This window comes from Emticicia fluvialis (assembly GCF_024793945.1).
GTDB classification, from domain to species: Bacteria; Bacteroidota; Bacteroidia; order Cytophagales; family Spirosomataceae; genus Emticicia; species Emticicia fluvialis.
In genome coordinates this window covers 201013-214109 of sequence record NZ_JANUSD010000004.1, presented here as the reverse complement: position 1 = coordinate 214109, position 13097 = coordinate 201013, and the positions used below count along the sequence as shown (strand labels likewise).

Below are 13097 nucleotides of genomic sequence, written 5' to 3'. Positions count from 1 at the left end.
AAACCAAAGAAACTTTATGACCTACGACTTCAAAAACTACCAGACCGAAAATTTCTTTGACGAAATGCTTACTGCTGATGCCACTGCCCGGGTAGGAAATCATTTTTTGAAAGAGCGTATTGAAAAACTAACCATTGGTGAACTACAAACCAAACAACATGCCGCCGAACGTGCCATGATATCGGCAGGGATAACGTTTAACGTTTACTCGGAAGAGGGAGGCACAGAGCGCATCATTCCGGTGGATATTATACCGAGAGTAATTGATTCTTCTGAGTGGAACCGGCTAGAAAAAGGGCTTATCCAGCGAATTACTGCACTCAATTTGTTTCTGCAGGATATTTACAATCAACAGAAAATAATTAAAGACAAAATCATTTCGCGAGAAATTATTGAATCAAGCAAAGGGTTTCTGAAAGAATGTAAAGGGCTAACACCACCTAAAAAAATTTGGATACATATAACCGGAACTGACCTGATTCGTGGAAACGACGGCGTTTTCAGGGTGCTGGAAGATAACCTCCGTTGCCCTTCTGGTGTTTCTTATATGCTGGAAAACCGTGAGTTATCTAAACAGACCTTCCCTGATGTGCTGTCGCAGTCAAGTGTACGATCTATTTCAGAGTACCCGGCCAAACTACTGGAAGTACTCCGTTACATTTCAGGCCGCCCCGACCCCACTGTGGTGGTGCTTACGCCGGGTATTTACAACTCAGCCTATTTTGAACACTCTTACCTTGCCCAGCAAATGGGTGTTGAACTGGTAGATTACAGAGATCTGGTGGTATCTGGCGATTATGTAAAAATGCGTACAACGAAAGGTTTTAAAACGGTAGACGTTGTGTATAGAAGAATAGATGATACTTTTCTTGATCCGCTTACCTTTAATCCGCATTCGTTAATTGGTATACCGGGCATTTTTGATGTTTATAAAAAAGGAAACATTGCACTAGCCAATGCACCCGGCACCGGCGTAGCTGATGATAAAGTAGTATATGCATACGTACCAAGAATTATCAAATATTATCTGGGTGAGGAAGCCATAATACCTAATGTGGATACTTATATATGCGGCGAAGAAGAAGCATTGAAATACGTATTGGAAAACATAGCCGACCTAGTAGTAAAAGAAGCCAACGAAGCGGGCGGCTACGGAATGCTTATTGGGCCGAAAGCAACTAAAAAAGAACATGACCTTTTTAGAAAAAGAATCAAAGAAAACCCAAGAAACTATATTGCACAACCAACCATATCACTATCACGCAGCCCCTGTGTGCTTGAAGATGGACTGGAAGGCCGCCATGTAGACTTACGACCTTATATTTTGTATGGCAATGGTATACATGTTACACCGGGCGGACTTACCAGGGTGGCCTTGCGCAAAGGCTCGTTGGTTGTTAACTCTTCTCAGGGGGGCGGAAGTAAGGATACCTGGGTGCTTTACTGATTAATGATTGTAATGTAAACGACCTATTAATTTTTGTTTGTTACATTTGCTTTGTAATTTTGCAATCCTTAATACTGAATAATCAGTAAAATCCTGATACAGAACAATTGATATTTATGAATATTACACGTTTTTCTACTATTGTTGCCATTATTGTTCTTGCAGCCATTGTAAGAATACTGCCGCATCCGTTTAATTTTACACCCATGGCAGCATTAGCTTTGTTTGGAGGCGCTTATTTTACCAATCGTTGGGTGGCAATTGCCATACCAATGGCGGCTATGCTTCTGAGCGACACCATATATGAATTGCTAACCGGTTGGGGTTTCCACTCGGGCATGCCGGTAACTTATGGCTCATTTTTGCTGGTAACCCTAATTGGTATATTTTTTCTGAATAAAGTTTCTGTTTTAAGAGTAACCGGTGCTTCTTTAGCGAGTTCAACAATTTTTTATCTGATAACAAACTTTGCCTTTTTATACCCTGAAGCGCCAGTCCCAAACCCTACTTTAGGGAATTACCCTCATAATTGGATAGGCATTTTAGCTTCTTATAATGCAGGTCTTGAGTTTTATCAAAATCAGATTCTCGGAGACTTGTTCTATTCAGGAGTTTTGTTTGGCGGGTTCTATCTGCTACAAAGGCGCTTTGCAGTATTGAGAATGGCTTAATTGCGTAATATATCTACTAGTGCAGGTTTTTTATTAAAAGACCTGCACTAATTTTTTAAATTGCTGTATTGATATCAAGTATCCTAAACGTGACTAACCCGTGAAAAAAACCTTTCTTTTATCACTCTCTTTTTTCATTTCGCTTTCTTTCAACCTTATTGCTCAAAATCATTATCAGGAAGGCTGGAAATATCTCGACAATGCAGATATTAAGAATGCTATCAATTCTTTTGAGAAAGCACTGAAAGACAAGCAGACCAAAGAAAAAGCTCAACTAACGCTGAATTTAATCTACACTGTTATAGGTAGGCCTGATAAAGCATCCGAATTGTTTAAGGATTTTTACGACAATTCTGTCGACCCTTCTGCTGAACTTTTTGCTATGTGGGGTGAAGAAGGTGTGATTGGTTCATCCAGTAAACATACTCCTTATCAGCTTGCACTATTGAAAAAAGTAGAGACCGACAAGAGGTTAAAATCTAAGTTTGATGAAATTGTCAAGTCAGCTTTTACAAATCATTATATATACTCAAACAACGTTGAGAAATTAAACGAATATCAGTTGAGTATGAACTCAATAGGCAAATGGTCGTTTCTGGGTCCATTTGACAACCTGATGAACAGCGGCTTTAATAAAGATGTTGGTGCCGTATATAAACCCAAAGAAGGGCAAAAGTTTCAAGCAAAATACAATACTGAAGTCACCTGGTTTACACCTCCTATAAGTACTACAAATGGCTTTGCCATAAAAAAGTATTACTTCTCAAGCGATAATTCAATCATTTACGGGCAGTCGTTCATAGAATCGCCTAATGAGCAAGATGTATTGATGAAATTCGGAAATGCGGGTTCGCTTAAAATATGGTTGAACGATTCACTTGTTCATTCAGAACCTGAAAGAAGGCATACAGAAGCTGACTATTATCAGGTAAAATGCCATCTCAACAAAGGCTTCAACAGGATTCTTGTTCAAGTTGGCGATTACGAAGAATCCTTCGCTTATTTTCATGTGAGATTTACAGACCTTAATAATCAGTCTATTTATCTGAATGCCAAGCCTGACTATCAGGCTTATCAAAAATACAAAGGCACTATTACAGCTATACCTTTCTTTGCAGTAGAAGAACTGAAAAAGAAATCTAAAGGCGAAGATTTGCTCTACGAACTTTTGTTGGCAAAAACCTATTTAAGAGCACTGGATATAAATGCTGCCGAAGAGGTATTATATAAGCTCTATGAGACGCATCCCGACAATTACTTAATATTAAGAGAATTGATAAATTTCTATCGATCTTCTGACAACACAACTGAGCAGAACAAGACTTACGAGAGTTATAAAGAACTATATCCTGAAGACTATGACATTGTGGCTAATGATTTAAAAGAAGCCGTAGACCAGAGAGATAAAAGTAAAATAAAAGAATACGTAGCACTGATAAAAGAGAAATTCCCTTATGCTGAAAAGAAAATAATGCTTTCTGATATTATTCTATTAGGTATAAATGAAGACGTAAATAATTTAGTATTGAAAGTAGATGAGGTTTACGCTAAATATCCTGAAGATCATGAAATTGTAGAGCTAAAATATAAGATTCAGAAGTCGGTAGCCCCTGACCCAAAGAAGACAAATGAAATAATTGAAAAATACCTGAAGAATAATTTCAATTTCCAACTAAGTGATATATTAAAAGCCGACTATGTAGACCAGGGAAGAATTGAAGACGCAATAAAAAAATTGCAAGAAGAGAAAAAGCTGGTTTTAGACCCTCTTTTAGATAGAAAAATAGTAAACCTGTTATCGCGTAAAAGAGATTATGAAGGAGCTATCAAGGTATGTCTTGACATACTGAAAATGAGACCGTCAGATTACGAAACGCTGCAAGATCTGGCTGCGCTTCATAATATGATTAATGACAAAAAAAACGCCGTTGCCTATTATGAACAAGCCTTGAAGTTTTTTCCGTTTTCATTTGAATACAACGAAAAAATAAGAGAGCTGAAAGGTGAAAAACCTACATTTGATGTTGTGATAGGAATTAATGCAGTTGAAGCAATTAAAGATTATGAAAAGAATTTTTCACCTAAAATCAAAGCACCTTATGATATAGTCAATGAGAAAAAATCATTTATTGTTTTCAAAACGAGAGCCACAGCCAGTAGAAACTCTTATATTATAAAGATTAATCAGGAAAGAGCGATTGAAGAATGGCAGAAGATTCAGCTATCAGGTGATGCAAACGATTTAATTCAGGTTAATGAAGTAAAAACCATCAAGAAGAACGGAAGCAAGTTAGATGCAGAAAGAAATGGAGATGAGTGGGTATTTACTAATCTGGAAGTAGGAGATTATATATATGTTGACTATCTCTTCAAGCAGACTAATGGCAGCAGTTCATCTTCTTTTATTTATGATTCTTTTGCACTCAATTCATTTCGCCCCGTCTATAAAAGGGAATACACAGTGTTTGTTCAAGAAGGCTTAAGCATAAAAGACACTGTAATAAATGCCAATATAAAACCACAAAAAAGCAAACTTGAAGGTTTTGATATTTATAACTGGAAATCAGTATCACCAGAAAACCTGAAAGATGAAAACTATACGCCTCCGTTCAGTGATGTTGGAACAACCGTCCAAATCAGTTTGGGCAACACATGGGCAGATATAGCAGGCTGGTACAGTGATTTGTCTGAAAAGCAGGCCCAGCCCGACTTCACAATTCATTCAATAGTAAAAAGCCTGTTCGACAATAAGAAATATACTGATGAAGAAAAAGCACGCATTATTTATGATTTTGTTTGTAAAAACATACAGTACAGTTCAATAGATTTCAGACAGGGTAGCTATATTCCGCAGAAAGCCTCTACTATTTACCACACCAGGCTTGGTGATTGTAAAGATGTTTCAACCCTATATGCATCTATTGCAAGAGCTGCAGGCCTTGATGTGAATCTTGTTTTAATTAATACCCGCGATAATGGGAAGAAAAATGTAGTTCTGCCATCATTGAATTTCAATCATTGCATTGTAAAAGTCAATTTGAAAAGTGGTAGCAAGTATCTTGAGCTAACAGATACAAACTTACCTTTTGGATATCTTTATTTCTCACATAAAGGCGCTTCTATTTTGGAGATACCCGTTAAGAATGTAAGTAACAATATATCTTTAGGTTCATTGAAATTGAATAAAGGTTATGACAATAAAATAATCAGAAACGGTACTTTCTCGCTGACCGTTTCTAATAATGTCACTTTTAAAAAGACCGTAGTGAAAACGGGAAATCAGGCAAGTAATATGTGTGATATTTACTACTATCTGGATGAAGATAAGCGCAAGGAAGAATTTAAGAAATCAATAACAGAAGGTGCTGAGTCTCCCACAAAACTTAATTGGCTAAAATTCGAAAAGCTTGAGCCAAGAAAAGACACAGCTATATTCAGTTATGAATATACCGTAGAAAATGAAATCAAAAAAGCAGGCTCTTTCAGAACATTAAAGCTTCCTTTTACTGACTATATTGCTAAACTGGATATATTTGATGACAGCGAACGGGTTTTTGACTTCGATTATAACTTTTATGAACGAGTTGATTATTATGATGAAACTCTCATAATAAACTTTGATGGAGGAATTAAATTACTTGAAATGCCGGAAAATGTTCATCTCAGTTTTAAAGGCAATATATATGATTTAAGTTTTACAAAGATTAATGATAAACAGTTAAAAATCAGGAGAACATATACTGCTGAAGCTGAAAACATCAAACCAGAAGACTTCTCAGGGTTCAAGACGTTTATCACAAAAGCCATAGAAGCAGACAATACAACGCTTGTGATGAAATAAAATATAATTGAAAGTTTTGAATAAAGCTCAACAAAAACTCTTCTAAATAGAAGGGTTTTTTGTTTTCTAAATTGGTTTACACCCCACAGCATTTTTTATATTTCTTGCCGCTTCCACAACCACACAGATCATTTCTGCCTAAATTATCACCTCCAATCACCGGTGACTTCATGCTGGGCGTAATATTGTTTCTTTTTAAAAAATCAACAAAAAAATCGTTCATCCGTTTGTGTCGGTTGCTCAACGTTTTTCTGAATCTATCAGCTTGCGTGTATTTAATTTCTCTGATAATTTTGGTAACCGGCAATGTCTTGTCGTCCAGCTGGCCCATAGATACTTCCTGCTTGGCATAATCAAACCAGAGTTCAAGATTGGGCTGCTCATCATAACTCAACGAAAACAAAAGCATTACGCTGGTACACTGGCAAGACGGCTGTACGCAATAAAAATCGCTCATCCAATACTTTGTACCGTCAATTTCCAGATGCAGGTCATAAGACCAAGGCAGTATTTCATAATAAGAAACCATCTGCGACTCCTGCAATACTTTTTTATAATTGGCAAATTGGGCTTCAATTTTACCGGTTTCGGCCATTTCAGACGCCATACCTTTCAGGTCTCTGAAAAAAGTATTCAGTTCTTTCCATTGAGCAGGCGCAATCTCATCTTCAAATGCCTTCAGAGTAGCATCTTTACTTCCATCTAAAGTATCCTTATCGGTATATTTAAGAATATGGCTGGTTGATACATCCAATGCGAACACATTTTCGGTGTCATCTGCAAAATAGATGTTTCCGCAGGGGCAGGTCATATCCATGCAGGGTTGCAGTTCTGTTGATTTCAAAGTTTTACCGGCAAACGCTCCTTGCTCTATTTCAATATTGATAAACGCCTCAGCCGGATTTTTGATTTGGTAGGTGAACATAGTAAAATGCTGTCGTAGTTTAATACACAAAATTAGGTCAAAAACCCCTAACAAAAAAGACAACCCTTTCGAGTTGCCTTCCTGATGTTATTATATCGGCTCTTAATCATAGTTTAAAACCGGACTCAGCCATTTTTCAGCCTCTTCAATATTCATATTTTTGCGTTGAGCGTAGTCTATCACCTGATCCTTACTGATTTTGCCAATGGTAAAGTATTTACTCTCAGGGTTAGCAAAATACCAGCCACTCACCGAGCTGGCCGGATACATGGCAAAACTTTCGGTGAGTTCAATACCAATTTTTTCGGCCTGTAATAAATCAAACAAGGTACGTTTTTCTGTGTGGTCTGGGCATGCCGGATAACCCGGTGCCGGACGAATACCCTGATATTTCTCTGAAATCAAGTCATCATTACTAAGCTCTTCCTGGGTAGCATACCCCCAGAAATCCTTACGAACTTTCTCGTGCATCAACTCTGCAAACGCCTCTGCCAAACGGTCTGCAATGGCTTTAAGCATAATTGAATTATAATCGTCATGGTCTTTTTCGTATTGCTCCAATAGGGCCTCTATGCCCAGGCCTGCTGTAACAGCAAAGGCGCCCAGGTAATCTTCCTTATGCGAGGCTGAGGGTGCAATGAAGTCTGACAAGCAAAGGTTTGGCAGATTCTGGGCCTTCAGGTTTTGCTGGCGTAAATGATGCAATGTTGCCAATGAGTCGGTGTTTTCAATCAACTCGCCTTTTTCAGATACAGCCGTGTTGCTCATCACACGATACCCGGTGCCTTTCAGACTCCCTTGTCCGGCAAGGTCATAAGTAAACTCTTCAAAATTATGAAGTACTATATCGTCACCCTCTGAATTAGCCGGATAAAAACCTATAACTGCACTTGCTCTTAATGATTTTTCAGTAATTACCTTCTTCAACATTTTCTGAGCATCATTAAACAGTTTTTTGGCCTCAGTACCAACTATTTCATCATCAAAAATCTTTGGATATTTGCCATGCAACTGCCAGGTCTGGAAGAACGGTGTCCAGTCGATATATTTTGCAATTTCGGCAAGGTCATAATTTTCAAAAATTCTGGTCCCTAAAAATTTAGGCTTAGTTGCCTGAAAATTCACCCAATCAATAGGCACGCGGTTATCGCGCGCTTTATCAATACTTACAAAGTTTTTATCTTTTTGCCTGCTGGCGTGTTCGGTGCGCAGGTTGGCATATTGGGTTTTTATCTCATCAAAAATCTCCTGATGGGTCTGTGCATTCTGCATAAGCCTGCCTGCCACAGGCACACTCTTAGACGCATCCAACACGTGAATAACAGGCCCTGAATAATGCGGGTCTATCTTTACTGCTGTATGGATACGAGATGTAGTGGCTCCGCCAATCAGTAAAGGCATGGTAAAGCCCTGACGCTCCATTTCTTTAGCCACACCCACCATTTCGTCCAGGCTGGGCGTTATCAGACCAGATAAGCCAATAATATCCACATTATGTTTCTTCGCCTCAGCCAGAATTTTGTCGGTTGGCACCATTACTCCCAAGTCAATCACTTCGTAATTATTACAGCCCAATACCACGCCAACAATGTTTTTGCCTATGTCATGCACATCACCTTTTACGGTAGCCATCAATATTCTGCCTGCGCTTGAGCTTTCTCCTCCTGCCTTTTCTTCTTCAATAAAAGGCAAAAGGTAGGCTACTGCCTTTTTCATCACACGGGCCGATTTCACTACCTGAGGCAGAAACATTTTACCGGCACCAAACAAATCACCTACTACGTTCATGCCATCCATCAGTGGGCCTTCAATCACCTGCAAAGGCCGTTCGAATTGCTGCCGGGCTTCTTCTACGTCCTGGTCAATATATTCTGCCAGGCCTTTAACCAGAGCGTGTTCCAATCGTTTCCCAACCGGTAATTCTCTCCAGGCATTATCAATCACCTGCTCTTTTCCTTTCGATTTCACAGTTTCGGCAAACGTTACCAGCCTTTCGGTGGCATCAGGCCTGCGGTTCAAAAGCACATCTTCACAAAGTTCAAGCATATCTTTGGGTATGTCGTCATAAACACCCAGCTGCCCGGCATTTACAATGCCCATATCCATGCCTGCCTTAATAGCATAATAAAGAAAAACAGTATGCATGGCTTCGCGAACAGGTTCATTACCCCTGAAACTGAACGATATATTAGATACCCCGCCAGATACTTTGGCATCAGGCAGGTTTTCTTTTATCCAGCGGGTAGCATTAATGAAATCAACTGCATAGTTGTTATGTTCTTCAATACCTGTGGCCACGGTAAGGATATTTGGGTCGAAAATGATATCCTGCGCAGGGAAGTTCACCTCATTTACCAGAATATCGTATGCCCGTTTACATATTTCAACGCGGCGTTCATAAGAATCAGCCTGGCCCTGCTCGTCAAATGCCATAACAACTGCCGAGGCGCCATAACGTTTTATCTTTTCTGCCGACTCCTTAAATTTCTCTTCTCCTTCTTTCAGAGATATAGAGTTAACGATTGACTTACCCTGAACACACTTCAGCCCGGCTTCTATTACTTCCCATTTGGAGGAGTCAATCATAATCGGCAATCGGGCAATGTCAGGTTCTGCCATCAACAGATTCAGGAAGGTTTTCATGGCTTCTACCCCATCAATCATTCCCTCGTCCAGATTCACATCAATCACCTGCGCGCCACCTTCAACCTGCTCGCGGGCTACTGATATAGCCTCATCGTATTTATTTTCGCGAATCAAACGCGCAAATTTCTTAGAGCCAGTTACATTACAGCGCTCACCGATGTTAATAAAGTTTGATTCTTTGCTTATTCTCAGCGGCTCAAGACCCGACAGTTTCTGTACCGGTTCGGATTCAGGTATCTCCCTAGGCTTATATTTTTGTGCTACTTCGGCAATAGCCCTGATATGGGCAGGTGTAGTGCCGCAACAGCCACCGATGATATTCATGAATCCGTTCTGTAGGAAATCCTCCACTATGTCCGCCATTTCTTCCGGCGACTGGTCGTATTCGCCCATTTCGTTGGGTAAGCCCGCATTGGGGTGGGCAGAAACCAGAAAAGGAGCTTCTTTTGCAAGAATCTGCACATAGGGGCGCATTAAGTCGGCACCCAAAGCGCAGTTTAAACCTATTGACAATAAATCGATATGAGACACAGAGGTCAGAAATGCTTCGGTGGTCTGGCCGGAAAGCGTTCTGCCAGAGGCATCAGTAATTGTGCCTGAAACCATTACCGGAATCCTCACTTCTTTTCTTGCCAAAGGGGCATTTGTGTTGTCCTGTTTTGGTATTGAATGGCTATTCAGTGGCCGGATGGTTCCCCTTCGTTTATCAGAATCGTATAAATCTATGGCAAACAAAGCTGCTTTGGCATTGAGCGTGTCAAAGATGGTTTCAACCAGCAGCACATCGGCGCCGCCATCTACCAGACCTTGTATCTGGTCGTAATAGGCATCAACGAGTTCATCAAAGGTAATGGCACGGTAACCGGGGTCATTTACGTCAGGCGAGAGCGACAACGTACGGTTTGTTGGCCCGATAGAACCCGCCACAAAACGTGGCTTGCCGGGGTTACGAGCCGTAAATTCGTCTGCTACTTCACGGGCAATTCTGGCCGACTTGTAATTCAGCTCATACACATAATCTTCCATGTGGTAGTCGGCCATTGCAACTGAAGTGGCAGAAAAAGTATTCGTCTCTGCTATGTCTGCCCCTGCCTCAAAATACTTGGCATGGATTTCTTTGATAACGTCTGGTCTGGTGATAGAAAGCATATCATTGTTACCCTTCACCTCATGCGGAAAATCACGGAATTTCTCTCCGCGATAATCTTCATCGCCCAGTTTGTATTGTTGAATCAAAGAACCCATGGCTCCGTCAAGAACCAGAATTCTGCTTTTTAGAATTTCGCGAATGTCGGTCACTTTTAATGTCATTTAAGTTTAGTCATAAAACCTTAATTACCTTATGACTGAACAACATAATTTATCCTACAAAAATACTATTTAAAGATTGATTTTTTGAAAAAATTTAATAAAATAGATAAAATATCTAAACAGGGTATAATACTTACCAGAATTATTTTTAATTTTGATGTAATCATTTACTTACAACGACAATTTATCTATGCAAAAACTGGATACCACTGACCGCGAAATTTTGAAGTACCTGCAAGAGAACGCCCACTTGACAACGAAGGAGCTGGCGTCTCGTTTGAATCTATCGCCAACGCCTGTTTATGAGCGAGTAAGGCGACTGGAAAACGATGGGGTTATCAAGAAATATGTTGCCGTGATAGACCGTGAAAAAATAGGCAAAGACCTGATGGTATTTTGTAATATCAGGTTAAAAGAACATGCACAGGAAGCAGGTAAAAAGTTTGTAGAGCAGATTGTAAAACTAACTGAGGTGATTGAATGCCACAATATTTCTGGCGAATATGATTTTATGATAAAAGTGGTGGTTGACGACATGCGCGAATACCAGAGCTTTTTGATGAACAAGCTGGCATCGCTAGAGAACATAGGCAGTACCCACAGCATTTTTGTAATGAGTGAAATTAAAAACGAAACGAAGTTTGAGGTTTAATAAAACTGAATTTTAGATAAAGGGAAATGATATTAACAAGCGTGCCACGGCCTTATTCATTAAAGTAAAGCCGTGGCACGCTTAGTGTGGCACGCTTAGTATTGAAATAAATATGATTTATCTTTATTTCCTATAATCCAAAGCAGGTTTTCTGTCTCCTAATAAAGAAATATATTTAAAACCTTCGCCTCTGGCTTTTGCAAATTCCTCTTTGGCTTTTCTGATAATTTCCGGGCTTTCAAACAATTGCGTGGCCGTAAGCGCCATTGTTTTAGCGGCTACCGTCATTCCTTTCCGACCAATGCTCATGCCTCCTGCTGCTACGGCCTGCCAGCTATGAGCGGGTGTGCCGGGTACCCATGTTGCCACGCTCAGCCCGACGGTTGGTACTGTCCAGCTTACGTCGCCTACATCTGTTGAGCCACCAGAACCACCTTTTTCGTTAACAAGCGGCTTAATATCGGTTGCATCTTCATATTTCAGGCGGTCTGCGCCCAGGCTTTTGGCAAGTTGTTCAGCAAATTTCTTTTCTTCTGCCGTGTAACTAAGCCCCCCAATTTGGGTAAGGTTGTTTTGCATTACCTGTGCCAGCGTTTCATTATAAAGCAATTCGTAGGTACCGCCGGTTAATTCCCATTCTACACGGGTATCAGTACCTAAGGCTGCTCCCTTTGCGGCCTTTTCAATTCTTGACCATACGTCCATCACCACATCGCGCCGGGGGTTACGGGCATAATAATAAACTTCGGCAAAGTCTGGCACTACGTTTGGGGCTTTGCCACCATTGGTAATTACATAATGTATGCGTGAGTCTGACGGCACGTGTTCTCTGAGCATATTTACCATGTTGTTCATGGCTTCTACCCCGTCTAAAGCAGAGCGACCTTTCTCAGGCGCCATAGAGGCATGAGCAGAAACCCCATAGAACCTGAACTTACCAGACTTATTAGCTAAAGAATTTCCAAAACTAGCGGTATTGATTGAATTAGGGTGCCAGTGTATTACGGCATCTACATCATTAAACAAACCTTCGCGCACCATATAAACTTTGCCAGACCCACCCTCTTCGGCCGGGCAACCATAGAAGCGAATGGTACCTTTTATGTTGTTGGCTTTCATATATTCTTTTACGGCAATGGCCGCAGCGGCTGATGCCGTACCAAATAAATGATGCCCGCAGGCATGGCCGGCTGTACCTCCTGTTGATTTCTGGTCAGTAGTTGAGTCTTGTGAGAGCCCCGGCAAAGCATCGTATTCACCCAAAATACCAATTACTGGTTTTCCCTCACCAAAGGAGGCCACAAAAGCGGTTGGAATACCAGCCACTCCTTTCTGAATTGCAAAACCTTCTTTAGATAATGTTTCCTGCAAAAGAGCCGAACTTCTGGTTTCCTGATAGCCCACCTCAGCATAATTCCATATTTTTTTTGCAATAGAGCCATAATACATCTCCTTTTTGGCAATGTTATCAAGCATTTTGCTTTTACTTTCTTGCGCAAATACATCTATACACACTGCCAGCAAAGCAAAAATCAAGGTAAGGTTTTTCATGTTTATTGATAAAAATTAATATTTAGTGCAGGCTTTAAAGTTAAATTGAAATG

At 40.2% G+C, this 13097-nt stretch carries 7 protein-coding genes; 4 read left to right on the top strand and 3 right to left on the bottom strand.

Annotated features, from left to right (window positions below; genetic code table 11):
* The first annotated feature begins 16 nt into the window (after positions 1 to 16).
* The 3 genes from NZ848_RS06400 to NZ848_RS06390 all read left to right on the top strand — a co-directional run bounded on the left by NZ848_RS06400 (position 17) and on the right by NZ848_RS06390 (position 5959).
* Positions 17 to 1447, top strand: a complete 1431-nt coding sequence (locus NZ848_RS06400) for a circularly permuted type 2 ATP-grasp protein (protein ID WP_259014826.1) — start codon at positions 17 to 19, stop codon at positions 1445 to 1447.
* Positions 1448 to 1563: 116 nt separating this feature from the next.
* Positions 1564 to 2118, top strand: coding sequence for a DUF6580 family putative transport protein (locus tag NZ848_RS06395; protein WP_259014825.1), 555 nt, complete (start codon positions 1564 to 1566; stop codon positions 2116 to 2118).
* 100 nt (positions 2119 to 2218) lie between these two features.
* Entirely contained in the window at positions 2219 to 5959 is a 3741-nt protein-coding gene (locus NZ848_RS06390) for a transglutaminase domain-containing protein (RefSeq protein WP_259014824.1), read from the top strand.
* Between the two features lie 76 nt (positions 5960 to 6035).
* Here the strand turns inward: NZ848_RS06390 and NZ848_RS06385 are convergent, their stop codons facing one another.
* Positions 6036 to 6884, bottom strand: coding sequence for an SEC-C metal-binding domain-containing protein (locus NZ848_RS06385; RefSeq protein ID WP_259014823.1), 849 nt, complete (start codon positions 6882 to 6884; stop codon positions 6036 to 6038).
* Between the two features lie 102 nt (positions 6885 to 6986).
* On the bottom strand, positions 6987 to 10841 hold the full coding sequence (metH, locus tag NZ848_RS06380) for a methionine synthase (RefSeq protein ID WP_259014822.1): 3855 nt from the start codon (positions 10839 to 10841) through the stop codon (positions 6987 to 6989).
* A gap of 190 nt (positions 10842 to 11031) precedes the next feature.
* Here metH and NZ848_RS06375 point away from each other — a divergent pair, with 190 nt between their 5' ends.
* Positions 11032 to 11493 (top strand): Lrp/AsnC family transcriptional regulator, encoded by a 462-nt coding sequence (locus NZ848_RS06375; RefSeq protein ID WP_101727926.1) that lies wholly within the window; start codon positions 11032 to 11034, stop codon positions 11491 to 11493.
* Positions 11494 to 11616: 123 nt separating this feature from the next.
* On the opposite strand, the gene NZ848_RS06370 is transcribed toward NZ848_RS06375, so the two are convergent.
* Positions 11617 to 13044 (bottom strand): amidohydrolase, encoded by a 1428-nt coding sequence (locus tag NZ848_RS06370; protein ID WP_259014821.1) that lies wholly within the window; start codon positions 13042 to 13044, stop codon positions 11617 to 11619.
* Between the last annotated feature and the right edge of the window lie 53 nt (positions 13045 to 13097).

What these genes read in the sequence shown, in the direction of transcription:
- NZ848_RS06400 (WP_259014826.1), top strand. Translation starts at nt 17, where the DNA reads ATGACCTACGACTTCAAAAACTACCAGACCGAAAATTTCTTTGACGAA.
- NZ848_RS06395 (WP_259014825.1), top strand. Translation starts at nt 1,564, where the DNA reads ATGAATATTACACGTTTTTCTACTATTGTTGCCATTATTGTTCTTGCA.
- NZ848_RS06385 (WP_259014823.1), bottom strand. Translation starts at nt 6,884, where the DNA reads ATGTTCACCTACCAAATCAAAAATCCGGCTGAGGCGTTTATCAATATT.
- metH (WP_259014822.1), bottom strand. Translation starts at nt 10,841, where the DNA reads ATGACATTAAAAGTGACCGACATTCGCGAAATTCTAAAAAGCAGAATT.
- NZ848_RS06375 (WP_101727926.1), top strand. Translation starts at nt 11,032, where the DNA reads ATGCAAAAACTGGATACCACTGACCGCGAAATTTTGAAGTACCTGCAA.
- NZ848_RS06370 (WP_259014821.1), bottom strand. Translation starts at nt 13,044, where the DNA reads ATGAAAAACCTTACCTTGATTTTTGCTTTGCTGGCAGTGTGTATAGAT.